Genomic DNA, 23,234 nt, shown 5'->3' with positions numbered 1-23,234 from the left:
GCTCAGAGCGGGACCTCGATCACGTCCTCGCAGGTGAAATCGACGCCCAGGGACACCTCGAACTGGGCTTGCACCGAGGCGCATGTGCCGTCGCAGAGCACGATCGCGGTCGGGTTCGCGGGGTCATCGTAGCGCCACGCGCTCTCGGTCGCGCAGCTCTGGTCGTACCCGAGGGTCGTCGGAGCGCTGGTCGTGGTGCTCGTGTACGTCACGTTGACCTTCTGCTTGTCGAACGATCTCCCTTCGGGGGCCGGCGGGATCGGGATCGTGCACGAGACAGCGGCGCCGCGGATCTCCTCGATGGCCGCCGTGAACGCGGCCGAGGTCGCGGCGGCGTTGCCTGTGTCGAGCATGAACGCCTCTCCCGTGCCGCCCGCCTCCGCGAGCTGGTGCAGGTTGGCGAGGCTCGGCGGCGCGCCTTCCACCTGCGGGCTGTCGACCCCGATCACGAAGGTCGAGATGTCGCTGGCGCGCGCCTCGGTGACGCTCTCCGCGACGACGTCGATCGAGTCCGCGCCGCCGCCGCACTGCTCAGGATAGCCGTCGGTCACGAGCACGATCGCGTATTTGCCGGGGTTCAGCTGCCGCTCCGCCACGATGAAGTCGACCGTGCCTTGCATCACGTAGGCCGTCGGCGTGCCGATGCGCCAGCTGTTGTCGTCCGGGGGCGTGACGGCATCGATCGCCTCGCCGAACGCCGGAGAGGGCAGCACCGTCATCGGGACATCCGGGGTCGTGTACGTGTCGCGTAGGCACATCTGCCTCCGCCCGCCCGCGCCCGGGAAGAACGTGAGCGACGCCTTGAACCCCTCGGACGCCGGATCCACGAAGAACTGCTTCGTCGCGGCCACGACGGGATCCCACTTGAGCGCCTTGCTGCGCCACTCGACGTCGTTCGCGCCCATGCTGGCGGACACGTCGAAGGCGAAGGCGAGGTACACCTGTTGAAACCCGGCTTCGGACGTCTTCGTGGCGCACGCGTCGCCAGCGCCCGTCGAGGCGCCGCTCCCTGTGTTTGCTGCGCTGGAATTACCGCCCAGGTCCAGATCGCCGCCCGCGCCAAAACCGTTGTCGCCACCCCCGCTTCCATGGCTCGAGCTGTTGCTCGAGCCATTACCGCTAAGCGAGCTATTTCCAGCACCCGAGCTGTTCTGTGATGAATCTCCGTCCTGGTTGCCCGAGCCACCGCCGCACGCTGCACCCACCGCGGTCACCATTGACAGGGCAATGGCCATCGTCGCCAATCTCATGGCCTGACTCCTCTTCAATCAAGTGCCAGCGCTGTGCGCCGGTATGAAATCCCGAAGGCCCCACGAGGCCTCAGGAGCCGGCGATCTGTGCCGGACCGGGCTCGCGGAAGCCCCGCGACCCGTGAGGACTATACGACAGAAAGCTGCGCAGTGCGAGATATGCTCCGATGTACCGCATCACGCGTGTAGCGCCTACACCGCAACTCGCCCGTGTGAACGCAATAGGCTTGTACGCCGATGTGATCTGCGCGCTCACACGGGCGAGGCGCCGGTGCTAGGCTCCGCCGCGCATGGTCCGCGCGGTCTGTTTCGATCTGATGGATACCGTCCTTTATGACCCTTACCGCGAGGCGCTCGCCGCGGCGATCCGGGCCGATGCGCCTGCCGAGGTCGCCAGGCACCGCGACCCGACGTGCTGGCCGGCGTTCGAGACGGGCGAGATCGACGAGGCCGAGTTCGTCCGCCGGTTCTTCCGCGCGGGCGCCGAGGGCGTCTCGTTCGACATCGAGGCGTTCAACCGGGTGCGCCGCGCGGGATATCGCTTCTTGCCCGGCGTGCGGGAGGTCGTGGAGGCGCTCGAGGGCCGCGCGCTGCGGTTCGTGGCGAGCAATTACCCCGTGTGGGTCGAGGAGGTGCGCGAGGCGTTCGCGCTCGATGGGCTGTTCGAGGGTGTCTATTCGAGCCATCACCTGCGCGTGCGCAAGCCGGCGCGCGAGTTCTTCGATCGGCTGGTGAGCCGCATCGGCGTCGCCGCGGGCGATTGCCTGTTCGTCGACGATCGCGCGGAGAACTGCGACGCCGCGGCCGCGGTCGGGATGCGCGCGCACCTGTTCGACGGGGCCGCGGGGCTGCGCGCCCGGCTCGTCGGCGAGGGGCTGCTCGACGCGTGACGCGCCGGCGTCGCGGGCGTCAGACCGCCGCGCAGAGCGGGCACGACGCGCTGGCGTGCGGCGCGTCGTTGCGGTGGAGATCGAGGACGACCCGCGAGATCTGCGCGAGCTCGCGCCGCACCTCTCGGCGCATCCCCTTCACGCGCGGGATCGACATCGAGTCATAGGCCGTCGTCTGGTGCCGCATCCAGGCGATCACGGCCGACTCGGCGCGCCGCGCGACAGGGATCCGCTCCGTGCGGGCGACGGTGCCGCTGCCCACCGGGGTCGCGTGCAGCGTCACCTTGGTCGCGACCGCCCGCGCGAGCGCCGCGTAGCGCGGCGAGAACCGGAGGAACGCCGCCACCTCGGCCTCGAACTCGCGCACGTACTCCGCCTGGTCGCGCTCCCGCCGCCGGGCGTCCGACTCCCGCTTCTTCGCGTAGGCGGGCGTGCTCCGCTCGGCCTCGATCGCGGCGCGGGCGGCCTCGATGGTGGCGGCCGGCGCCCACAGGCCCCGGGAGAACGTCTTCCTCCCGCGCTTCTCGACCACCATCCAGGACGGGCCCGCGAGCTTCACCCGCCGGGTGAGCCCGGCGTCACCCGGGGGCAGGCACGCCCAGCCTTCGGGCGGCGAGAGCAGCGCGCCGTCGGGCGCGCGGAAGCGGCGGGGATCCGGGGTCGGGGCCAGGGTCAGGCACTCGGTCATGGCGGGACGGCCGGCCTGGTAGGCCAGGTCGTGCCGCGCGTCCAGCCGCCGGCGCCGGGCGCTGCCGCGGCCGCGGCCGCCGCACGGGCGGCTTGTCTCCGCCGCGCCGGCCGCGCCCCGTCCGGAGCGCCGGGGCGAAGCGTCGAGGAGCGGCGCGAGAAGCTACGCTGGGCGTGTGTCCTTTGCCATCATCGGGTCGGGTGAGGCGCGGCTCGCGGGCGAGCCGTCGACGTGAGCAGGAGGCCAGTGTGTCGGACGACGATCGCATCACGTGGGACGCTCGTTACAGCGAGGGGCGCGCCGAGCCGGGCGAGCCCTCGGCGGTGCTCACTGCGCTCGATCCGCTCCTTCCCCGGCGCGGGCGCGCGCTCGATCTCGCGGGCGGCGCGGGGCGGCACGCCCTGTGGCTCGCGCGGCGCGGGCTCGACGTGACCCTGGCCGACATCTCCGAGGTCGGGCTCGGCATCGCGCGGGGCGCCGCGGCGCGGGAGGGGCTCGCGCTGCGCACGGTGGCGCTCGACGTGGAGCGCGATCCGCTCCCCGGCGGGCCCTGGGACATGATCCTGATCTTCTATTTCCTCGAGCGCCGGCTCGCCGCGTGCGCGGCGGAGCTCGCGCCGGGCGGCCACCTCGTCATCGTGCATCCGACGCGGTCGAACCTGCTGCGGCACCCGCGCCCGAGCGCGCGCTGGCTGCTCGACGACGGCGAGCTCCCCGGGCTCCTCGGCGAGGGACTCGAGGTGATCCGATACGACGAGGGATGGCTGGAGGAAGGGCGCCACGAGGCGCGCCTCATCGCGCGGAAGCGGGCGTGAGGCCGCCCGCCGCCGCGGCGTCGTCGTCGGCGTGACGGCCGCCGGCGGCGCGAAGGCGCGCGCCTGCGTCGCGCCGCAGGGCGCGGGCTTGCCGCGACGCGGAGATCGCGCTTTGCTCGCGGCATGCGCTTCGCCCGCATCGCGCCCCCGGATCAGGATCGCCCGGCCTTCTTCGCCCGCCTCGAGGGCGCGGCTGCGCTCGTCTACGACGAGCCGCCGTGGCTCGGCGGCAAGACGACGGGGGAGGCCGTGGCGTGGACCGACGTCGACCTCGTCTGCCCCGTGCTCCCCACGAAGATCGTCTGCGTGGGGCGCAACTACGCCGCGCACGCGCAGGAGCTCGGGAACGAGGTCCCGGTCGAGCCGCTCCTCTTCCTCAAGCCGCCCTCGGCGCTCATCGGTCCCGGCCAGGCCATCGTGCTCCCGCCGGAGAGCAACCGCGTCGAGCACGAGGCCGAGCTCGGCGTGGTCATCGGCCGCCGGTGCACGGCCGTGCGGCCCGAGGAGGCGCTCGATCACGTGCTCGGTTACACGTGCCTGGGCGACATCACGGCGCGGGATCTGCAGCGGAAGGACGTGCAGTTCACGCGGGGCAAGGGGTTCGACACGTTCTGCCCGGTGGGGCCGTGGATCGAGACGGACCTCGACCCGGCGGCGCTCCGCGTGCGCGGCCTCGTGAACACCCAGGTGCGGCAGGACGGGTTGACGGCGCAGATGATCTGGGGCGTGCCCGCGCTGGTCTCCTACATCAGCCGGGTGATGACCCTGGAGCCCGGCGACGTCATCGCGACCGGGACGCCGCAGGGCGTCGGGCCGCTCGTGTCCGGCGACGAGCTCGTCATCGACATCGGGGGCGCCACGGCCGCGGCGCCCGGGATCGGCGCGCTGCGCGTCTCCGTCGCGTCGCAGGGCAACGGCCGCAGCGCGCACTGAAGCCCGCACAGGCTGGAGCCGGCGTCCCGCCGGTGCTGCCTGCTCGACTCACCCGCCCATCGCACCTGCGGCGTTCCGGCATCGACCGGGCGCCGGCGCTGCCCGCTCCACCGACGGGATCGCCGGCCCTGCGCGCGATCGCCTGCGCTGACCGGCGTGGCAGGCTCCGTGCAATGTCCCGCAGGAGAACGCATCCCTCCACCCCATCGCCGCGGCCGCCGTGGCGCCCCGTCCCGGGGCGTGCGCGCACGCCGCAGCAGATATCCGAGGTCACCGATGACATCTCCTGCGAACTACCGGCAGTGGCACCCCATGGCTCTCCTCGCCTTCGGCGCGGGCGCTGGCGCGACGGCGCGCGGCCCCGCCGAGCCCAGAGGCACCTCAGAAAGGCTGCCCGTCGCGGAGCACGATGGTGACGTGCGACAGCCCGGTCCCGCCGAGGAGCATCGCCTTCACGAGGAACTCGATCATCGTGTCCAGGCACTCGGCGGGTGAGAAGCCCGCCCTCCCCGCCCCGAGCAGGGGCAGCGCCATGCTGCGCAGCTTCATCGTGTCCGCGTGATAGAAGCACCCTTCGAGGAGCCGCAGGATGAGGTCGCGGGTCGGGCGGTACGTCGCCACGTGATCCCAGTCGAGCGTGATCGCGTGGAACACGAACCGCGCGTTCAGCCGGCCGGCGGAGGTGACCACCACCCCGCCGTGGCGCACGGGCACGTACTTGCGCGTCTCCATGTGGCACACGCCGCCGCTCGCGTGGTTCAGGGCGAGCGCCACGCCGGCCGACATGGTGAGCTGCCCGTCATCCGAGCTCACGAGGGCGTCCGCGGGCACGCCCGCGATGTTCGCGCGCACGATCGCCAGCGTCCGGTCCCCGTGGAACTGGAACGCGGTGACCGGCCCGGCAGGCCCGCCCGCCAGGAGCACGGGGCGGACGCGCTGGTACTGCTCCAGGTACATGCGCAGCGTCAGATCGTGCGGATCGACCCAGCGCGTGCTCGGCGCGCCCACGAGCGCGGCCTCGATCTCCTCGAAGGACTGGAAGCGATCCTTCGGGTCCTTGGCCAGGCAGCGCTCCAGGACGGCCTGCACGTCCTCGTCGAGCTCTGGCCGGAGCGCCCGCGGCCGGGCCGGGATGTCCTGCCGGTGCGCGAGCAGCAGCGGGAGCAGCTCGTGCTCCTCGAAGGGCCGCTGCCCGGTGGCCGCGTGGTAGAACGACGCGCCGTAGCTGTAGATGTCCGCCCGCGTGTCGCTCTCCTGCGGGCTCCACGCCTGCTCTGGCGCCATGTAGAAAGGCGTGCCCAGCACGGTCCCCATCGCGGTGAGGGGCTGCTCGCGGAGCGCCGTGGGCCCCGTCGTGGCCGTGAGGCGCGCGAGGCCGAAGTCGGCGACCTTCAGCTCCCCGGACGGCGCGATCAGCATGTTGGACGGCTTGAGGTCGCGGTGCATCACCCCGAGCTCCGTCGCGGCGGCCATCCCCCGCGCCGCGTGGAGCATGTAGCGCCGCAGATCGTCGAGCGGCAGCGGCCCGCTCTGGAGCCGCGCGGCGAGCGACGGGCCGCCCACGTACTCCATGACCATGAACGGCGACCGGCTCGAGAGGAAGCCGAAGTCGTAACAGCTCACCACGTGCGGCGACTTGATGAGGGCCGAGATCCGCGCCTCGCGCAGCATCCGCTCCCCGGCGTTCGGGTCCGCGTGCCCGGTGAGCACCTTGATCGCCACGACCCGCGCGAGCGCGAGGTGGCGGGCGCGGAAGACGGCGCCCATCGAGCCCACGCCGAGCAGCCCCTCCACGCTGTACCGGCCCGCGAGCTCCCTCCCCAGCGTCTGCGCGTCGATCATGAACGAACCTTCGCTCTCACCATCGAGGATGTTCGGAACCCCGCGCGCCGCGGTCAAGGGGCACGACGCGGTGCGATCGGGAAGAGCGAGGCGTTGATGAGCGATCACCCGCGCGAAGTAGCCCGGCACGCCCGGACGAAGCCGAGCTCGCTCTGTCCTGCCTCGATCCGTTCGATCCACCACGCGAGCCCCGGGTACCTGGTCCGGATGAGCTCCGCCTGCTCCGCGAGGCGCGCCGTGTCTCCCCGCGAGGCGTGCAGCTCGGCGCGGAGCGCGTGGGCCTCTGGCTCGTAGACGCCGTCGAGCACGTCGAGCAGGGCCGGATCCACGTCGCAGAGCGACTCCGGACCGTACATCAGGTAGCGCAAGATCCGGTTGAAGCGGAGCGGATCGTCGCGCGCCACACCGCCTGCGACCGGCTCGCCGCCTTCCGGAGGGAGGCTCGTCCAGCGGCCCCATGAGCCGGCGCGGACGATCTCGGGCGCGAGCCGCTGCAGCTCCAGCTGCTGCTCCGGGCTCGGCGCCGCGAGCTCGATCGGCACCGGCGGGCTCTCCACGCGATCCGGCGGTCCTGCGTAGACGACCGCCAGCGCGTGGTGCCCGGGCCCGATCCCCGCGGGCAGATACGAGGAGAGGTCGACGAGCATGCGCCGGCACGCGCCCGGACAGAGGCGGAACACCGGCGTGCCGAGCTCGCGGACCACGATCCCCGAGGGCTCGATCCAGACGACCTCCTCGCCCGTATCGGCCCGCGCGAGGCGGACGCCGATCGCGCCGGCGCTCCCCGCCCAGCTCGCGCGCGGCAACCGCCGGATGCAGGCGCCGGGGCGATCCGCGCAGACCGTGACGGCCACGTGCAGGGGAAAACCGAGCACGTAGCGGCGTTCGTGCTCGAGCGAGCGCAGCGCCAGACCGGGCGGACCGGCCGGCTCTCCCTCGCCCCGAGCGCGGTCATCCGACATGGCTCACCTCCATCGCAGTCCCCTGTTGTCCTCCAGGCGCACGCGCCGGGTCTCCTTGACGTGACGCCCGCAGAGATCGTGGCCGACCCGGCCGGCGGTCCCCGGGATGAGCTGCTGATCGGCGTCGATCATCCAGTGGGAGCGGTAGTTCATGCAGCACGTCGTCTGACGCGGCGTCAGGTAATCGAAATAGCCGCACTTGTGAGGCATCCCGAACGCGTGCGTGAGCTCGTGGACGACCGTGTGGAGCGTGTGTCGCTCGTAGCCGGGCCGGGGCTGCTCGCGCTCCGGGTCCCACCACGCCCGGTGCTGGGTGAAGACGATGGTCCTGCCGGCGAAGTACCTCGCTGGCCCGATGTCGATCGTGGGGCTCATGCCGGCGACGTAGGCGGCCCCGGGGCCCCGCACGTCGGCCTCCACGCGCCGGGGAAGGCCATACCCCGGGGGCTCCCACGCCGCGCCCCGGCGGCGGGCCCGCGGGAAGAAGAAGAGGCGGTCCCTGTACGCGTGCGCCACGGACCCGTCGCCGGCGGTGAACTGGCTCTGGATGTCGTGCGGCTCGAGCCAGAGCTGCGTCCGCGGCGGGTCGGCCAGGACGGCCGCCATCGCGACCGCGAAGCCGATCTGCTCGCCGTCCCAGCGGAACGTGACCTGGCTCGCGTCCGGGTGGTCTCCCGGGATCTCCACGTACTCTCTGCGCCGCTCGCCCTCGCCGCCGTCCAGGATCGTGACCATCCCGGTGAACAGCAGCGCGCCCCGCGCCTGGGGCACCGGGTGCGGCTCGAGCGCGGCGATCAGGCAAAACCAGCCCGGCTCCCCGGCGTGGGAGAAGACCTCGCTCACGAAGCGAGAGGCCGTCTCGCCGAGCGTGCTCGCGTCGAGCGCGAGGCGCCGCCGGTCCTGGATCACCCGCTCCTCGGCGAAGTCGAGCTGGGTGAAGACCGGCTCGAAGTGCTTCGGCACCTCGTCCACGGGCAGCGAGGGCGCGCTCTCCATCCGGATGTACTCGACGTCGATCCGGCGCCAGAGCGTCATGATCCCCGTCTCGTCGCCGGCGGCCTCCGCGACGCCGTCGAGCTCGGCGCGGACGATCAGGTTGTCGCCGGCGATGTCCGTCATGCGGCGCCGGATCGTGCTCCTCATTCCCGAGATCGCCGTGCTCGCGCTGGTCTCCGTCGCGTCGGACAGCGCGTATCCCTCCACCTCTTCCCAGCCCGTGCGGCTGTCCGTCGTCCCCTCGTTGTCCTCCCCGGCCGACGTCACGTAGCTCCCCGAAGCGTCGAAGTCGTTCTCGTCCAGCGTGGGAGCCCAGTCCGGGTGCACCTCCGGCCGCTCGTTGAACGGGTCGTCCGGGTCGCGCGCGCTCCAGCGGATCCGCGCGTCATCCGGGAGCTCGCCCTCCAGGCCCGTCACCTCGACGGTGATCTCGATGAGCTGCGTATTCCTTGCCCATTCCCCGTCGAGATCTCGATTGATGTAGATGCGACCCTGGTCATCCTGGCTCTTGTATCCGGGGCTGTATCCAGCCGCGCGCGTCGTCCCTGGCGGCGCCGAGCCGTCCGGAAAGCCCGGGAGATAAAGACCTTTGATGTCGACAATCCGGACGGCGGCCATCGGTCGCGAAGCATTGCAAATGCCGCGCTCAGCCCGGCCGCCTCCCGACGTCTCACCCGCCGCCCCATCAGCGGGAATGGACAGCGAAGAAGCCCGGAAAGCTCGCCGAAGTCGAGCGCATCGCGGACAAGCGCTCGGAACGAAGAGAGACGAAGAGCTTCGTCGCGAAGGCGACCCGGGACTGCGCGGCGCTCCGCGGACAGTCCGTCGCCCGGGCGGCCCTCAGCCCAGCCGCGCGGCCGCCCTTCGGGTCGCCGAGAGCCGCCTCTCCAGCATCGGCGCCGTCGCTCGCCGCACCTGCTCCAGCACCGCAGGGTCGGCGTGGTCGGGCGATCCGGCCTGGAATGGCGGGGCCGGGTCGTATTCGATGCTGAGCTGGATGGCCTCGGCCTGCTCGCGGCCCGCGAGCTCGGCGACCAGGCGGAGCGCGAGATCGATCCCGGCGGACACCCCGCCGCCGGTCGCCCGGTCGCGGTCGATCACGACCCGCTCCGCCACCGGCGTGGCGCCGAGCAACGCGAGCTGGTCGCGCGAGGCCCAGTGACAGGTGGCGCGATACCCCTCGAGCAGCCCGGCCGCGCCCAGCAGCAGAGAGCCGGTGCAGACCGAGCTGACCCACCGGGCGCCCGCCGCCTGGCGCCGCAGGAAGTCGAGCGTCTCGTCATCTTCCATCAGGTCGATCTGCCCCGGCCCTCCGGGCACGCAGAGGACGTCGAGCTGCGGGCAACCGGCGAAGCTCACGGTCGGTGTCATGGTCAGCCCGCGATCGCAGGTGACCGGCGCGGCCGCCTTCCAGACGAGATGCACGCTGGCGCCGCGCATGCGGGCAAAGACCTCGAACGGGCCGGTGAGGTCGAGCTGCGTCAACCGGGGAAAGAGCAGCAAACCGATCTGCGTCATCGCGGGTCTTCCTCGAGCGGAGATGAGAGGGCCAGAGCGTGAGCCATGAGCTTCCAAGAGCGACCTGAAAGTCAAGCTCCCGCGCGGCACGGGCCGCTTGAATCCGCTGTCTCGCGGCGCTCTATGTCGCTTGCTCGGTTGCTCGCTTGCGCGCTTCCTCGTCGCGGCGCCGCGCGACGCGCGGGCGACGCCGCGGAGGCCCCCCCAATGCCGCTTTCTCCCGGGGCGCGTTCGTGCATAGACTTCGCGCCCTCATGAGCTTTGAGCCAGTTGCAGGGTTTCGCTTCGGCGCCATCAGCGCCGGGATCCGGAAAGATGGACGCATCGACGTCGCGCTCGCGGTGGCCGATCAGCCGGCCGTGGTGGCCGGCACGTTCACGCGGAACCTGGTGCGCGCGGCGCCCGTGGACATCGCCATGCAGCGCGTCCGGTCGGGGCGCGCCCGCGCCGTCGTCGTCAACAGCGGGTGCGCCAACGCCTGCACGGGCGAGGCCGGCTGGAAGGCGGCCCTCGACACGACGCGCGCTGTCGCCGAGGCCATCGGCGCCTCGGAGGACGAGGTCCTCCCCGCCTCGACCGGCGTCATCGGCGCCGTCCTGCCGGCGCACCGGATCATCGAGCGCGTCCCCGAGCTGTCGGCGCGCCTGTCGCCGGAGGGCTACCTCGATTTCGCCCAGGCGATCTGCACGACCGACCGCTGGACGAAGCTCTCGCAGCGCAAGCTGGGCGCGGGCGCCACGCTGCTCGGCATCGGCAAGGGCGCGGGCATGATCCACCCCGACGTGGGGCCGCCCCACGCGACGATGCTCGTCTTCCTGTTCACGGACGCCGTGCTCGATCCCGGCGAGGCGAACGAGGCGCTGTCGGCCTCGTGCGACGTGACGTTCAACGCGTGCACCGTCGACGGCGACACGAGCACCAACGACACGGTGCTCCTCCTGGCGTCCGGCGCCTCGCAGCGCCGTGTCTCGCGCGACGAGCTCACGGCGGGCCTCACCGAGGTCTGCGGCGAGCTGGCCCGGTCGATGGTGGCCGACGGCGAGGGCAGCACGCACGTCGCCGAGATCCGCGTCCGCGGGCTCGCGACGCGCGACGGTGCGCGCGCCGTCGCGCGCACGGTGGCCACGTCGATGCTCGTGAAGACCGCGCTCTTCGGCAAGGACGCGAACTGGGGACGGCTGCTGGCCGCCGCCGGCCGCGCCGGCGTCCCGTTCGACCCGTCCCAGGCCGAGATCCTCGTCGGCGGCATCCCGATCGTGCGGAACGGCGCGCCCGTAGGGGCGGAAGCCGAGCGCAAGGCGAACGAGGTGCTCGCGCAGGACACCTACGTGATCGAGCTCGTGCTCGGCAGCGGCCCCGGCGGCTTCGCCTACCTGACGAGCGATCTCGGGCACGGGTACGTCGACGTGAACGCCGGCTACCGTTCATGATCCTCGCGGCGCGCTCCGCGGCCCCGCCCGCAGCGCGCTCCGCGGCCGCCCCGGCAGCGCCCTCCGCGGCGCCGCCCGCGTCGAGCGCGCCCAGGCCTTCGCCCTGACGGGATACGCCTGCCGCGACCGGCAGAGCCCCTCCCGGGCCGGCGCGGCGGCTTTCCCTCGCGCTGCACGGCCCCAGTGAACCCCGCACGACGAGAGCAGGTGAACGCAGGTTCACAGCGCGAACGGCCGGTCCTGCTTCGCCGTCATCCTCGACCGCTGCCCCGTGGCACGCTGCGTGTTAGCGCGCGGCATGGTAGTCGTGCGGGAGGGCCGCGCCGGTGCCGGCCGCCGCTGGAGGACTTCGATGCTTCTTCATTCCCCCCTTGCGAAGATCCTGGGTCGAGGCGCGCTGTTTCTGACGATCGCCGCGACCGCGGCGGGCTGTGGCGGCTGCGGTGACGCCTCGCTCCAGTGCGACAGCGACGGCGAGAACTGCTTCATCTGTGACGGCTACGGGTGTCACCCCGCGGAGCCCGAGATCGGGACCGGCGGAGTCGGCGGGAGCCAGGGCGGCGCCGACGGGGTCGGCGGAGGCCAGGGCGGCGCGGGCGGCGAGGAGGCCGCCTGCGACGCGGAGCTCACCACCTGTCCCTGCGACGGCGACGAGGCGTGCGAGGACGGCACGCGGTGCGTCGACGGGCTCTGCATCGCGGCGTGCGAGTTCAGCTATGAGTGCGGCACGGGCCGGGTGTGCGTCAACGGCGAGTGCGCCGAGGGCTGCTCCGACAGCGTCCCCTGCGCCGAGCCCGGCACGCTCTGCGACCGCGGGGTCTGCGTCCCCGATCCCGAGAACCCCGAGTGCAGCGACGCGTCGCCGTGCGAGGGCGGCGCGCTCTGCGTCGATGGCGCCTGCGCCGCCGGCTGCGCCACGCACGCGGACTGCGCGCCCGGCGAGGTCTGCAATGCGGCGACCGGCGCGTGCATGGCCGACCCCTCGCCGCAGCCCGGCTGCGGCGGCACGGCGTGCGCGGCCCAGGGCCAGGAATGCATGGAGGACGGCTACTGCCACTACCCGTGCGCCAGCGAGCAGGCCTGCAGGCTCATCGACAGCCGCTTCGTCCGGTGCGAGGGAGGCTTCTGCAAGACCCGGGAGGAGATCGCGCCGGAGTGCACGCTCGACGAGCCCTGCGCCGACGGCGAGGACTGCATCTCCGGCGAGTGCCTCTGACACCTGCGTCGTCGACCGAGGCCCCTTCCGCCGTCCTTCCGCGACGGTGGAGGGGCCGTCGTCAGCGCACCTTCACCTTCCGCGGCCCCTGCCCCGCACACCTTGACCGTCCGTCACGCGGCGGGTAATCGCCTCGGATGGTCGCCCGCTCCCCCGTGCATCGGCCCGCGCCGCTCCTCGTCCGAGTCGCCCGCGCCGTCGTCGTCTCGCTCGCCCTCGCCGCGCCGGGCGTCGCCGCCGCCGAGACCCGGCTCGCCGTCGTCGACGTGCAGCACGCCGTGATGCAGACCGAGGACGGCATCCGCGCGCAGGCCACCTTGAAGAAGCTCTTCGATCGGCGGCAGCAGGAGCTCGACGCGAAGCAGACCGAGCTCCAGCGGGCGCGCGAGGACATCGAGAAGCAGTCGCGCGTGCTCTCGCGCGAGTCGCTGCAGAAGCGGATGGAGGACTGGCAGCGCCAGATGGTCGAGCTCCAGACCGTGTTCGTCGATTACAATAAGGAGCTGCAGAAGAAGCAGGGCGAGCTCACCGGGCCCATCATCAAGAAGATGATGATCATCGTCGCCCGGCTCGCGAAGAAGTCGGGCTACGAGGTCATCCTCGACAAGCAGGCGGCCCCCTACGTCCGCGCCGACCTCGATCTCACGGAGCAGATCATCCAGCTCTACAACACCGGCGGCGGCGGCGAGGAGGAGGCGGGCGGCGACAAGGCCGAGAAGAAGGACGAGGCGAAGTAGCGCGCTCCGCGCGCGCTCCACGCCGTGAAAGGAGCCGGCCTTGCCCGACCGAACCCAAGAGCCCGTCACGCTCGACATCCATCAGATCCTGTCGATCCTGCCGCACCGTTATCCGCTCGTGATGGTCGACCGGGTGACGCAGGTCACCGCCAACAAGAGCATCCGCGGCTACAAGTGCGTCGCTTACAACGAGCCCTGGTTCCAGGGGCACTTTCCGCAGCGGCCGATCATGCCCGGGGTGCTGATCCTGGAGTCGCTCACGCAGCTCGGCGGCATCCTCGCGTATGCGTCCGACCCCTTCGACGCGACGTCGAACCTCATGTTCTTCCTCGGCATCGACAAGGCGAAGTTCCGCCACACCGTGACGCCCGGCGACCGGCTCGATCTGTACGTCGAGGTGCTGCACCACCGCTCGAACGTCTGGAAGCTGCGCGGGGAGGCGAGCGTCGACGGGACGCTCTGCGCCGAGGGCGAGATGCTCGCTTCCATCGTCGATCGCGAGCCCTGATCCGAGAGGGAGATCTCTTCATGAGCCGGAGCCTGTCGCCTTCGTTCGCCCGCATCGCCGCCGCCCTCTGCGCGGCGCTTGCCCTGTCCCTCGCGGCCGGCTGCGGCGGCGCCGCGCCCCCGGCCCCCCCGACGCCCGAGACCGGCGGCGGCCTGGTCGGCTCCGCGGCGCCCGAGCTCGCGGCCGAGGTCGTGAGCGGCGAGGGGCCCGCCACGCTCAGGGACGCGAGCGGCAAGGTGGTGATCGTCGATTTCTGGGCGACCTATTGCCACCCCTGCCGGAAGTCCTTCCCCGAGTACCAGAAGATCGTCGATCGCTTCGGCGGCGACGTCGCCGTGATCGCCGTCGCCCTCGATGCCCCGGAGGACGTCTCGAAGGAGCAGATCGTGGCGTTCGCGAACGAGGCCGAGGTCAAGTTCAGGGTCCTCTGGGACAAGGACCAGAGCGCGGTGAAGACGTACAACCCCCGGAGGATGCCGACGGCGTTCGTGATCGATCGGGGCGGCGTCGTGCGCCACATCCACGCGGGCTACGAGGACGGCGAGGAGGAGAAGATCTCCCGGGAGATCGAGGCGCTGCTCGCCCAGCCGGCGCCTGCCCCGGCCGCGGCGCCTGCCGCGGCGCCTCCCCCGGCCGAGGCAGCTCCCCCGGCCGCGGCGCCGCCCGAGCCGGGCGGCGGCGGCCGATCCGCGCCGTGAGGCTCGAGCAAAGGCGGCGATCGCGCTCATGTCCCCTACCCTGATCCGACGCATCACCGTCGAGGCGCTCGACATCCCCCTGCACGAGCCGTTCGGGATCGCCGGCGGCGCGCAGGAGCGCGCGGAGAACCTCCTCGTCACCGCGGAGCTCGCGGACGGGACGCTCGGCTTCGGGGAGGCGGCGCCGCTGCCGGCCTTCAACGGCGAGACGCAGGAGGCGTCGCGCGCGGCCGCCCTCGCGATGCGCGGCGCCGCCGAGGGCGCGGACGCGCGCGCGTGGCGTGCGATCGCGGGCGCGCTCCGCGCGGCGGCGGACGGCGGCGCGGGCGCGGCGCGCTGCGCGATCGAGACGGCCATCCTCGACGCGCTCACGAGGCGCGCGGGCATGCCGCTCTGGGCCTTCTTCGGCGGCGCCGGGACGGCGCTGACGACCGACATCACCATCACCACGGGCTCCCCGGAGCGCGCGGAGGAGGCCGCGCGGCGCGCCTCCGCCATGGGCTTCGGCGTCCTCAAGGTGAAGGTCGGCGGCCGGCTCGCCGCGTCGGATCCGGCGCGCGTCGAGGCGATCCACGCGGCCGCGCCGCGCGCGTCGCTGATCCTCGACGGCAACGGCGGGCTCACGGCGGGCGAGGCGATCGCGCTCGTCGCGCACGCGCGCCGGCTCGGCGCGGACGTCGCGCTCCTCGAGCAGCCGGTCCCGCGCGACGACTGGGAGGGCATGAAGGAGGTCACGCGGCGCGCCGGCGTCGACGTGGCCGCCGACGAGAGCGTCACCTGCGCGGCGGACGTCCTCCGCGTCGCGGCGGAGCGCGCGGCGACGACGGTGAACATCAAGCTGATGAAGGGCGGCATCGCCGAGGCGCTCGACATCGCGGCGGTCGCCCGGGCGGCGGGGCTCCGGCTCATGATCGGCGGGATGGTCGAGTCGGTGCTCGCGATGACGGCATCGGCGTGCTTCGCCGCCGGCCTCGGCGGGTTCTCGTTCGTCGATCTCGACACGCCGATGTTCCTCGCCGAGAACCCCTTCGAAGGCGGCTTCACCCAGGCGGGACCGGCGCTCTCCCTCGAGGGCATCGGCGCGGGCCACGGCGCGGCCCCGAAGCGTCGCTAGCCAGAGGCCGCGGGCACCGCGCCGACCCACGCCGGCACGCCGAGCTGGTCGAACGGGCCGCGCAGGTCCTCGGGCAGCGGCGCGGCGATGCGCAGCAGGGCGCCCGTGCCGGGGTGGGTCACGGCGAGCTCGGCCGCGTGCAGCGCGAGGCGGTGCAGCGCATAGCGCTCGCGGAAGAGCCGGTTGTGCTCGCCCTTGCCGTAGTTCACGTCGCCGATGATCGGGTGGCTGATGTGCTTGAGGTGCCTCCGCACCTGGTGCAGGCGGCCCGTGCGCGGGCGCGCCTCGACCACCGCATAGCGCTCGAGCGCGTGGAGGCGCTCGAAGTCGGTGACGGCCGGCACGCGCGGCCCCCCCTCTCGCCGCGGGATCGGGTGATCGACGCACCCGCGCTCCGGGGGCACGCCACGGACGAGCGCCAGGTAGCGCTTCTGCGCGAGGCCCTTCTCGAACTGCGCCCCGAGCAGCGCCGCGGCGACGGCGTCGAGGGCGACGAGCAGCACGCCGCTCGTCGCCCGGTCGAGGCGGTGCACCGGGAAGACCTTCCGGCCCAGCGCGCGCTCGGCGAGATCGACGAACACGACCGGCGCGTCGCCCCAGCCGCGGTGCACGAGGAGCCCCGACGGCTTCGCGAACGCCGCGACGCGGTCGTCCAGGTGGAGCAGGGAGAGCTGCATCGCGAGGGCCGCGCTCAGCCGGTCCCGAGGGCGAGGTACCGCGCCAGCCGCTGGTACAGAGCGGCCGCGAGCTCCGCGTCGTGGTCGCAGACCTCGGCGAAGTCGTCCTTGCGGATCCGGATGAGCCGCGTCCGCGCCGCGGCCACGGGCAGGTCCCCCTTGCGCCGCGCGCCCACGAGCGACTCGGGGAAGAGCAGGCCGGACGAGCCGATCCGCCGCCCGTCGGGCAGATCCACCGTCCCGTCGAGCACCAGGTAAGCGACGAGATCGCTCGCGACGTCGCGCGGGATCCGGTCGCCCGCGCTGAGCTCCACCTCGACGCCCGCCGCGAGCGCGCCGAGCACCGCGGCCGGGCTCATGCCGGCGAGGAGCGGGCACGCGGAGAGCACCGAGAGGTCGCGCGACGACGGCCCCGCGTCGTCCGCGCGCTTCACGAAGCGCTCCTTGATGTCGATGACGATCACGCTCGCGTTGTCGAGCCCTCCCCGCTCGCGCGCGTGCTTGAGCAGGCCGGCCGCGACGTCCTCGGGGCCGCCCTTCGCGCAGAAGCGGGAGAGCGACGCCTCGCTGTCGATCGCGTTGTGGATGCCGTCCGTGCAGAGGAGGATGCGATCGCCGCGCGAGAGATCGACGAACAGCGTGTCGACGGAGACGGTGCCGGCGAGCCCGATCGCGTTCACCAGCGGGTTGCGCTGCGGCTTCCTGGCCGGGGTCGGGGTGCCGGCCGCGCGGAGCGTATCGTAGAGGGCGTGATCCTGGGTGAGCTGGACGGTGGTCGTCGGGCGAACCAGGTAGGCCCGGCTGTCGCCGGCGTGGGCGAAGAAGGCCCGGCTGTGCGCGAGCACCACGAAGTCGAGCGTGGTGCCCATCCCCTGGTAGCTCGGCTCCTTGCGGCGCGCCTCGAGGATGGCGGCGTGCGCGGCCTCGGCCACGCGGCGGAGCAGCGCGAACACCTCGCGCCGCGCCTCGATGTTGGGGTCGGCCACGTACGCGTCGAGGATCGCCGCCGCGGGCGGGAGGAGCACCTCGTCGCGCACCGTGTCGATCGCGATCTGCGCGGCGACCTCGCCGGCGGCGTGGCCGCCCATGCCGTCGGCGATGGCGAAGAGGGCGAGCTCGGGGCAGCAGAGGAGCCGGTCCTCATTGCTCGAGCGGACGAGGCCGACATCGGTCGATGCGGCGAACTCGATGCGGTAGTCGAAGCGCGGGAGGATCCGGGACACCGCGACCAGGATAGACACCGCACGGGCGGCGTCAAAATCGCTCGCTGCGGTCGGACGCTCCACGCTCGCTCGCCTGGCGACGCCGGCGCTCGCCCCCGCCGGCGTGCGCGCCCTGCCGCCCCCCGGATCGCGCCAGCGCGCCGCGCCAGGGTGGCCGGGGGCACGCCGGCGCGGGCCCGGCGCGCCCCGCGGCCCTGGCGCGGCGCGGCCGTGCCCCCGGCGGACACACCAGCGTTCAGCGCGCACGGATCCACGGTTGGCCCGACTCTCGCGTCTTCCGGGGGCATGCAACTCATCGAAGTGGATGCCGGGCGCTTTCGGCTCGAATTCGGCGGTGGGCTCGGGCTGGAGGTCATCCTCCTGTTCAGCCGCTCGGTGGCCTTCTGGCGCTGGGGCGGCGAGCTCGTTGCGGAGGTCAGCGTCGGCGTGAGCTGAGCCGCGCCACCGTCGTCTCGACCCGAGCCCGCCGACGCAGCAGATTCGAGGCGCGCAGCGAAAGAGCCTCAGACAAAAAATTCCGGTAGGATCCGGCTCGACCGCATGAGGCCTTGCTGCTGTCTGCCATCCACCACGCCCGCTCGCGCCGCGGACTCACCGCAGGCTCGCACAGCGATTCCGCCGTTCACGCCCGAGCTCGGCGGGCCGACGTGGCCGGCGCGGCGAACGCCCCCGGACGCGGCGTCGCGCAGAACCTGGAGCGCGCGATGACGGTACAGCCGCGGATCGACGTCGCGACGATGCGGCGCGCCCTGTCCACCGCCGAGGCGGTGATGGCGCTGAACCCTCCCGAGTCGCCGATGGTCGAGGGCTACCGGCTGTTCCGCGTGTCGGGCGGGGACGTCGCGTGGCTGGACATGCCCGCGAACACCGGCGCGTACGCCGTGTTCGGCTCGCACCCGCGCTGCGACGTGAAGTTCGCGTCGGGCGACGACGTGTGCGTGCGCCACCTGGTCGCCACCTGCTGCAACCTCGGTGACGGCGGCTTCGGCCTGCGGCTCATGGACCTGCAGACATCGATCCCGTTCTTCGTGGACGACGACGTGCCGCGGCGCTCGATCGTGGTCAGCGGCCCGCTGCTCGTGCGCATCGGCCGGCACGTCGTCGGCGGGCTCCCGGTCGGCCCCCGCGCCTCGTCGAGGGTGCTGCAGGTGAGCTCGTGCGGCATGAGCGAGCCGCCGCGCGCGCTCGAGAGCGTCTCGGAGAAGGCCGCTGTCGAGGGCGCCGCCCCGCCGGCGCCGACCGAGGGCATCACGACCAGCCACCGCTTCGCGCGCGGGGAGATATCGCACATCACGTCGGTGCGACCCGTCTCGCACATCGAGGACATGCTGGCCCCGCGGGCGAAGACGGGGTACGTGCGGCTCACGCTCCAGTCGAGCGAGCGCAGCGCCGCGGTCGAGCTGCCCGAGCAGGCGCTCGACGACGGCGTGCTGCTCGGGCGCGCCGACAACTGCCTGGACCGCGGGCTGCGCGCCGTCCTGAGCACGCACATCTCGCGGACCCACCTGCTGCTCCTGCGCGACGGCACCGAGGTCATGGCGCTCGATCTCTGCTCGACGAACGGGACGAGGTACGCGGGCCAGAAGGTCCGCCGCGTGATGGTCCCCGCCGAGGGCCTGGCCCTCACGCTCGGCCCCGAGCTGACGCTGATCTGGCACCCTCAGACGTGACGTCGCCCGCTCGCGCGACGAACGGCTGACTCGGCGCGCGGGGCGAGCCGCCGCGGCGAGGCGCGCGGGGCGCCGGGGCGAGAGCGGCCCCTCCTGGCGCCTCGGCGGCCCCGCTTCGCGCCGCTGGGCGCGCTAGGACAGCAGCTGCCGCGCGATGACGATGCGCTGGATCTGGCTCGTGCCTTCGTAGATCTGGAGGACCTTCGCGTCGCGCATCATCTTCTCGACGGGGTACTCCTTCACGTAGCCGTTGCCGCCGAACACCTGGACGGCGTCGACGGCGGTCTGCATCGCGCTGTCGGCGCCGTACGCCTTCGCGAAGCTAGAGACGATGGGGTCGCGCACCCCGTTATCGAGGTTCCACGCGGCCTTCTGGTAGAGCAGGCGCGTCCCCTCGACGCGGATCGCCATCTCCGCGATCATCCACTGGACGAGCTGGTGGTTGCCGATCGGCTGGCCGAACGTCTTGCGCTCCTTGGCGTAGGCGACGCACTCGTCGACGCAGCGCCGCATCAGGCCGGTCGCGGCCGCGCCGATGTCGGGGCGCGTCTGGTTGAAGGTCTCCATCGCGAGCTTGAAGCCCTGCCCCTCCGGCGCGAGGAGGTTCTGCTTCGGCACCTTCACGTCCTCGAGGAACACCTGGGCGGTGTCGCTCGCGCGCTGGCCGAGCTTGTCCTCCTTCTTGCCGACGCGGAGGCCGGGCGTGTCGCGATCGACGATGAACGCCGCGATGCCCTTGTGCCGGAGCTCGGGGTTCGAGGTCGCGAAGATCACGTAGAAGCGCGCGAAAGTCGCGTTCGTGATCCAGCACTTCTGCCCGTTGAGCACGTAGTCGTCCCCGTGCTTCGTGAAGCGGGTCTTGAGGCCGGCGACGTCGCTGCCCGCGTCCGGCTCGCTCGTGCAGTAGCTCGCCATGATCGGCTCGGCGGTCAGCATGCCGAGGTACTTCTTCTTCTGATCCTCGTTGCCCGCGAGCTTGATGGGCGTGAGCGCGAGCCCGTTCGCGAGGAAGCTCGTCTGGATGCCGGTGCACCCGTACGAGAGCTCCTCGGCGAGGATGGCGTTCTCGTACTCGCCCATGCCCGGGCCGCCGTACTCGGCCGGGCAGGTCGGGTTGACGAGGCCGATGTTCCAGCCCTCCTCGAAGACGTCCATCGGGAAGTGCGATTTCTGATCGCACTCGGCCGCGATCGGGATGATGCGCTCCTTCGTGAAGCGGCGCGCCGTATCGGTGAGAGCCTTGTGCTCTTCGCTCACAGAGAAATCGACCACCTGGGACCTCCGGCTAGTGGGGCGGGCGCGGCGCTGGCCGAGCCCGCAGGCAAGGCGGGACGAGGGCTCGCGCCCCCGTCACTCCTTCATTCTGCGCCTGCGTCGCTCCAGCTCGGCGCGCACGGCGCGGCTGCCCAAGATGTAGCCGATGATGAGCCCCAGCATCAGCACCACCGGGATGTAGAGCGCGTGCTGCGGGGTCATCTCCCCGATATTCGGCATCAGCTCGTCCCCTGGCCCGAGCCGGCCCGCGCCCGCTGCAAGGCGGCCTCGAGCGCGTCGATGCGCCGATCGATCTGCTTCTGCCGGCGCCAGGAGAGGAAGACCAGCGCGAAGACGATGAGCCAGATCGCCGCGTAGGCCTCGACGAGCAGCTTCTCCCCGCTCTGGAGCTCGTTCCCCCCCTGTACGGGGCGGAACGCCTGCGACCGGTCGTCCGATGCGGTGGTGCCCGTGGGCTGCTGCAGGGCCGCGTGCGCGAACAAGGAATGAAGGGAATTCACGTTCTCAGTCCTCTCCGATGCCGACTTCAAGGGCCTCTTGCTCGAGCTCCGCGAGCCGCGCGGACGCGAGATCGACGCGGAGGCGCGCCCACAGGAGCGCGAGGGAGAGCAGGGTGAACGCGAGGAAGCCGAAGCCGAGCGCCATCTTCATGTCAGGGTGCCCGAGGCCGCCGCCTTTGCCCGTGATCACCGTGGGGTGGTTACCGCCCCACATCTTTACCGAATAGTGGATGATCGGCAGGTTGGCCGCGCCGAGGACGCCGAGGGCCGCAGCGAACTTGCGCTCGGCGTCGCTGTCGCCGGTGAAGGCGCGGAGCACGACATAGGCGATGTAGATAAGAACGCTGAGCAGCGACGTGGTGAGGCGCGGGTCCCAGGTCCAGTACACGCCCCACGCCTTGGCGGCCCACAGCGGGCCGGTGATGAGGACGATCAGGCCCATCGCGACGGCGACCTGGGCGCCGGACTTCGCCAGCGAGTCCCACCACTGGGTGCCGCGCGCGAGGTAACCGGCGGAGCCGATGAAGCAGGCGGTCGCGCCGAGGTACATCGCGTACCCGGCGGGGGCGTGGAAGTAGAAGATCTTCTGCACGATCCCCATCGAGGCCTCGGTCGGCACGACGTAGGCGACGAAATGGAGGGTGCCGATGATCGCGAGGGCCGCTGCGGCGAGCAGGACCGAGAACGCGACGCTGGAGCCTCCCGAGGCGCCACGCCGCACCGCATCCGCTGCCAAAACCGCCTTGCGCGGCGCCCGCCCGTCGTCGGCTCCCATGCTGCCGCGCACGGTAGTGCCAAGGACGGCCGCGTTCAAGCCGCGGAGAAGCGCGGTCGCGCCGAGCGAGGGGGACGCGGAACGGTCCCCCTCGCTCGGCGCGACCGCCCCGTCGCTCAGGTGCCGTCGGGCGCGATCGCGTCCCAGCCGGTCGCCTTGGCGAGGCGCGACATCGCCATGTCGAGATCCATCGTCGCGTTCAGCTGGTTGAACCGGTTCGTCGCGTATGCCTTGGCTGGATCGATGAGGTCCTTCTCCGCCATCGTCCCGACGTCGATTCCCTGCTGCACCATCACGAGCCAGCGCTTCCCGTACCTGGCGGCCTTGGTGTAGGCGTCAAGGCGCCGCTGGGCCTCCACGACCTCGGCGTAGGCGGTCTCTACCTCGGTCGCGACCCCGCCCATGGCGAAGCGCTGCGTCGCGGCCATCTCCTCGAGCTGCGCCTCGGCGAAGCGGATGCGCGCCGACTGCGGGAGCAGGTCGAGCTTCCACTGCAGCACCAGCGCGGCGCCGTAGTGGAAGTAGTTGCCGGGGTCGCTGGTGAACGGGTTCAGCTGGTCGGCCACCTCGGGCGCGGCGCTCACCCCGGCCTGCAGGCCGAGGCCGATGTCGGGGAACAGCTGCGCGCGCGCGAGCCGCACCTGCGCGGTCCTCGCGTCGAGGCCCGCGCGCGCCTGCGCGAGCTCCGGCCGGTACAGGCGCGCCGCGGTCAGGTAGCGGCTGACGTGCCCGAGCCGGTGCTTCGGCGGGCGGATCGGGACGTCGGGGATGTCGAGATCGGGGACGCCCGTGTAGAAGCGCAGCCCCGCCAGCGCGACCGAGATGTACTTGTCGACCTCGGCCCCGCGCGCCTCGAGCTCCGCCCCGAAGGTCTGGAGCTTGAGGAGCTCGATGGGATCGCCCTCGTCGCTCTCGACCTGCTCCTCGAGGCGCCGGAGCGCCTTGTCCATCTCGGACCTCACACTCGTGAGCAGGCTCCGCGAGTCGCGCGCGAGCTGGAGGCCGAAGTAGGCCTTGCGGACGTCGAGCCGCACCGCGTCACGCTCCTTCTCGACGTTCGCCTGGTTCACGCGGACGTTCGCCTCGGCGGCGTCCCAGAGGCTCGTGATCTTCCCGAAGGTCCAGAGCGGCACGACGCCGTCGAGGTTCGCGCGCCAGGCGACGCCGAGGCTCGAGGTGAGCGAGACGTCGGTGTTCGGGCTGAAGACGTTGTTGCCGCGGACGGTCGGCGCGAGCGCGACGCCGCCGGTCAGCTTGAACTGCGAGAACGGGGCGTAGTGGGCCTCGTCGAGCTGCGCGCGGACCTGGTTGAGCCGCGCGCGGGCGGCGGCGACGTTCGGGTGGTTCCGGTCGGCGAGCGCGAGGACGCGGGGGAGATCGTGGACGATCGCCGCCTGCCGCCGGGGGGCCTCGCCGGAGTCCGCGGCGGCAGCGGGCGGCGGGGCGAGCCGGACCGCGAGGGAGACGGCAGCGGCGACAAGAGCAGCTCGTGCAGCGCGTCGGGCCATTTTCGGCGC

The 23,234-nt window shown here is 72.3% G+C and carries 24 protein-coding genes; 11 read left to right on the top strand and 13 right to left on the bottom strand.

Going from position 1 to position 23,234, the window contains the following annotated elements:
* Positions 1–2: 2 nt before the first annotated feature.
* Complete coding sequence (locus tag WME89_RS17120) at positions 3–941, bottom strand: vWA domain-containing protein (RefSeq protein WP_438010202.1); 939 nt, start codon at positions 939–941, stop codon at positions 3–5.
* Positions 942–1,540: 599 nt separating this feature from the next.
* On the opposite strand from WME89_RS17120, the gene WME89_RS17115 reads away from it, so the two are divergent.
* Positions 1,541–2,140 carry an HAD family hydrolase gene (locus WME89_RS17115; protein ID WP_437665955.1) on the top strand — a complete coding sequence of 200 codons (600 nt, stop codon included), beginning with the start codon at positions 1,541–1,543 and terminating at the stop codon, positions 2,138–2,140.
* A gap of 19 nt (positions 2,141–2,159) precedes the next feature.
* On the opposite strand, the gene WME89_RS17110 is transcribed toward WME89_RS17115, so the two are convergent.
* On the bottom strand, positions 2,160–2,828 hold the full coding sequence (locus tag WME89_RS17110) for a DUF2293 domain-containing protein (RefSeq protein WP_438010201.1): 669 nt from the start codon (positions 2,826–2,828) through the stop codon (positions 2,160–2,162).
* Between the two features lie 248 nt (positions 2,829–3,076).
* Between WME89_RS17110 and WME89_RS17105 the strand changes: the two genes are divergently transcribed.
* Both WME89_RS17105 and WME89_RS17100 read left to right on the top strand, forming a co-directional pair.
* Positions 3,077–3,643: a class I SAM-dependent methyltransferase gene (locus WME89_RS17105; protein WP_438010200.1), complete on the top strand. Its 567-nt coding sequence runs from the start codon at positions 3,077–3,079 to the stop codon at positions 3,641–3,643.
* Between the two features lie 123 nt (positions 3,644–3,766).
* Positions 3,767–4,576: a fumarylacetoacetate hydrolase family protein gene (locus tag WME89_RS17100; RefSeq protein WP_438010199.1), complete on the top strand. Its 810-nt coding sequence runs from the start codon at positions 3,767–3,769 to the stop codon at positions 4,574–4,576.
* A 381-nt stretch (positions 4,577–4,957) separates the two neighbouring features.
* Here WME89_RS17100 and WME89_RS17095 read toward each other — a convergent pair whose 3' ends face one another.
* The 4 genes from WME89_RS17095 to WME89_RS17080 form a co-directional block, all read right to left on the bottom strand.
* Positions 4,958–6,418 carry a serine/threonine-protein kinase gene (locus WME89_RS17095; protein ID WP_438010198.1) on the bottom strand — a complete coding sequence of 487 codons (1,461 nt, stop codon included), beginning with the start codon at positions 6,416–6,418 and terminating at the stop codon, positions 4,958–4,960.
* Between the two features lie 104 nt (positions 6,419–6,522).
* Complete coding sequence (locus WME89_RS17090; protein ID WP_438010197.1) at positions 6,523–7,380, bottom strand: hypothetical protein; 858 nt, start codon at positions 7,378–7,380, stop codon at positions 6,523–6,525.
* 3 nt (positions 7,381–7,383) lie between these two features.
* Positions 7,384–8,994 carry a hypothetical protein gene (locus WME89_RS17085; RefSeq protein WP_438010196.1) on the bottom strand — a complete coding sequence of 537 codons (1,611 nt, stop codon included), beginning with the start codon at positions 8,992–8,994 and terminating at the stop codon, positions 7,384–7,386.
* A 222-nt stretch (positions 8,995–9,216) separates the two neighbouring features.
* A complete protein-coding gene (locus WME89_RS17080) occupies positions 9,217–9,894 on the bottom strand; it encodes a DJ-1/PfpI family protein (protein WP_438010195.1) in 678 nt (225 codons plus the stop codon).
* 254 nt (positions 9,895–10,148) lie between these two features.
* On the opposite strand from WME89_RS17080, the gene argJ reads away from it, so the two are divergent.
* The 6 genes from argJ to WME89_RS17050 all read left to right on the top strand — a co-directional run bounded on the left by argJ (position 10,149) and on the right by WME89_RS17050 (position 15,597).
* Complete coding sequence (gene argJ / locus WME89_RS17075) at positions 10,149–11,324, top strand: bifunctional glutamate N-acetyltransferase/amino-acid acetyltransferase ArgJ (protein WP_438010194.1); 1,176 nt, start codon at positions 10,149–10,151, stop codon at positions 11,322–11,324.
* 352 nt (positions 11,325–11,676) lie between these two features.
* Positions 11,677–12,540 carry a hypothetical protein gene (locus WME89_RS17070; protein ID WP_438010193.1) on the top strand — a complete coding sequence of 288 codons (864 nt, stop codon included), beginning with the start codon at positions 11,677–11,679 and terminating at the stop codon, positions 12,538–12,540.
* Positions 12,541–12,677: 137 nt separating this feature from the next.
* A complete protein-coding gene (locus WME89_RS17065; RefSeq protein WP_437665967.1) occupies positions 12,678–13,277 on the top strand; it encodes an OmpH family outer membrane protein in 600 nt (199 codons plus the stop codon).
* 40 nt (positions 13,278–13,317) lie between these two features.
* On the top strand, positions 13,318–13,785 hold the full coding sequence (gene fabZ, locus WME89_RS17060; RefSeq protein ID WP_433936017.1) for a 3-hydroxyacyl-ACP dehydratase FabZ: 468 nt from the start codon (positions 13,318–13,320) through the stop codon (positions 13,783–13,785).
* A 20-nt stretch (positions 13,786–13,805) separates the two neighbouring features.
* Complete coding sequence (locus WME89_RS17055; RefSeq protein ID WP_438010192.1) at positions 13,806–14,483, top strand: TlpA family protein disulfide reductase; 678 nt, start codon at positions 13,806–13,808, stop codon at positions 14,481–14,483.
* A 28-nt stretch (positions 14,484–14,511) separates the two neighbouring features.
* A complete protein-coding gene (locus tag WME89_RS17050; RefSeq protein WP_438010191.1) occupies positions 14,512–15,597 on the top strand; it encodes a dipeptide epimerase in 1,086 nt (361 codons plus the stop codon).
* Here the strand turns inward: WME89_RS17050 and WME89_RS17045 are convergent.
* Positions 15,594–16,274 carry a pseudouridine synthase gene (locus tag WME89_RS17045; RefSeq protein ID WP_437626289.1) on the bottom strand — a complete coding sequence of 227 codons (681 nt, stop codon included), beginning with the start codon at positions 16,272–16,274 and terminating at the stop codon, positions 15,594–15,596. The two genes, WME89_RS17050 and WME89_RS17045, sit on opposite strands and share 4 nt — an antisense overlap.
* A gap of 14 nt (positions 16,275–16,288) precedes the next feature.
* Entirely contained in the window at positions 16,289–17,515 is a 1,227-nt protein-coding gene (locus WME89_RS17040; RefSeq protein WP_438010190.1) for a protein phosphatase 2C domain-containing protein, read from the bottom strand.
* Between the two features lie 267 nt (positions 17,516–17,782).
* Between WME89_RS17040 and WME89_RS17035 the strand changes: the two genes are divergently transcribed.
* Positions 17,783–17,932, top strand: coding sequence for a hypothetical protein (locus WME89_RS17035; protein WP_155799138.1), 150 nt, complete (start codon positions 17,783–17,785; stop codon positions 17,930–17,932).
* A gap of 269 nt (positions 17,933–18,201) precedes the next feature.
* The gene (locus WME89_RS17030) at positions 18,202–19,167 is read left to right on the top strand and encodes an FHA domain-containing protein (RefSeq protein WP_438010189.1); all 966 of its coding nucleotides are present in this window, start codon (positions 18,202–18,204) and stop codon (positions 19,165–19,167) included.
* A 132-nt stretch (positions 19,168–19,299) separates the two neighbouring features.
* Here WME89_RS17030 and WME89_RS17025 read toward each other — a convergent pair whose 3' ends face one another.
* From WME89_RS17025 to WME89_RS17005, 5 genes are all read right to left on the bottom strand, one after another.
* A complete protein-coding gene (locus WME89_RS17025; RefSeq protein ID WP_437626286.1) occupies positions 19,300–20,424 on the bottom strand; it encodes an acyl-CoA dehydrogenase family protein in 1,125 nt (374 codons plus the stop codon).
* Between the two features lie 93 nt (positions 20,425–20,517).
* Positions 20,518–20,661: a hypothetical protein gene (locus WME89_RS17020; protein WP_199694562.1), complete on the bottom strand. Its 144-nt coding sequence runs from the start codon at positions 20,659–20,661 to the stop codon at positions 20,518–20,520.
* On the bottom strand, positions 20,661–20,942 hold the full coding sequence (locus WME89_RS17015) for a CcmD family protein (protein ID WP_437626285.1): 282 nt from the start codon (positions 20,940–20,942) through the stop codon (positions 20,661–20,663). Before WME89_RS17015 ends, WME89_RS17020 begins: the two co-directional genes overlap by 1 nt.
* A 4-nt stretch (positions 20,943–20,946) precedes the next feature.
* Entirely contained in the window at positions 20,947–21,678 is a 732-nt protein-coding gene (gene ccsA / locus WME89_RS17010) for a cytochrome c biogenesis protein CcsA (RefSeq protein ID WP_438010188.1), read from the bottom strand.
* A gap of 155 nt (positions 21,679–21,833) precedes the next feature.
* A complete protein-coding gene (locus tag WME89_RS17005; RefSeq protein ID WP_438010187.1) occupies positions 21,834–23,225 on the bottom strand; it encodes a TolC family protein in 1,392 nt (463 codons plus the stop codon).
* Positions 23,226–23,234: the final 9 nt, after the last annotated feature.

It is taken from the genome of Sorangium sp. So ce321 (genome assembly GCF_051530195.1).
Lineage (GTDB): Bacteria > Myxococcota_A > Polyangia > Polyangiales > Polyangiaceae > Sorangium.
Note: the sequence above shows the minus strand (reverse complement) of the source record. Positions and strands in the feature narration are given on the sequence as shown.

Coding starts and splice junctions, on each gene's coding strand:
- WME89_RS17115 (WP_437665955.1), top strand. CDS start 1,541: ATGGTCCGCGCGGTCTGTTTCGATCTGATGGATACCGTCCTTTATGAC.
- WME89_RS17110 (WP_438010201.1), bottom strand. CDS start 2,828: ATGACCGAGTGCCTGACCCTGGCCCCGACCCCGGATCCCCGCCGCTTC.
- WME89_RS17100 (WP_438010199.1), top strand. CDS start 3,767: ATGCGCTTCGCCCGCATCGCGCCCCCGGATCAGGATCGCCCGGCCTTC.
- WME89_RS17095 (WP_438010198.1), bottom strand. CDS start 6,418: ATGATCGACGCGCAGACGCTGGGGAGGGAGCTCGCGGGCCGGTACAGC.
- WME89_RS17090 (WP_438010197.1), bottom strand. CDS start 7,380: ATGTCGGATGACCGCGCTCGGGGCGAGGGAGAGCCGGCCGGTCCGCCC.
- WME89_RS17085 (WP_438010196.1), bottom strand. CDS start 8,994: ATGGCCGCCGTCCGGATTGTCGACATCAAAGGTCTTTATCTCCCGGGC.
- WME89_RS17080 (WP_438010195.1), bottom strand. CDS start 9,894: ATGACGCAGATCGGTTTGCTGCTCTTTCCCCGGTTGACGCAGCTCGAC.
- argJ (WP_438010194.1), top strand. CDS start 10,149: ATGAGCTTTGAGCCAGTTGCAGGGTTTCGCTTCGGCGCCATCAGCGCC.
- WME89_RS17070 (WP_438010193.1), top strand. CDS start 11,677: ATGCTTCTTCATTCCCCCCTTGCGAAGATCCTGGGTCGAGGCGCGCTG.
- WME89_RS17065 (WP_437665967.1), top strand. CDS start 12,678: ATGGTCGCCCGCTCCCCCGTGCATCGGCCCGCGCCGCTCCTCGTCCGA.
- WME89_RS17055 (WP_438010192.1), top strand. CDS start 13,806: ATGAGCCGGAGCCTGTCGCCTTCGTTCGCCCGCATCGCCGCCGCCCTC.
- WME89_RS17050 (WP_438010191.1), top strand. CDS start 14,512: ATGTCCCCTACCCTGATCCGACGCATCACCGTCGAGGCGCTCGACATC.
- WME89_RS17045 (WP_437626289.1), bottom strand. CDS start 16,274: ATGCAGCTCTCCCTGCTCCACCTGGACGACCGCGTCGCGGCGTTCGCG.
- WME89_RS17035 (WP_155799138.1), top strand. CDS start 17,783: ATGCAACTCATCGAAGTGGATGCCGGGCGCTTTCGGCTCGAATTCGGC.
- WME89_RS17030 (WP_438010189.1), top strand. CDS start 18,202: ATGACGGTACAGCCGCGGATCGACGTCGCGACGATGCGGCGCGCCCTG.
- WME89_RS17020 (WP_199694562.1), bottom strand. CDS start 20,661: ATGCCGAATATCGGGGAGATGACCCCGCAGCACGCGCTCTACATCCCG.
- WME89_RS17005 (WP_438010187.1), bottom strand. CDS start 23,225: ATGGCCCGACGCGCTGCACGAGCTGCTCTTGTCGCCGCTGCCGTCTCC.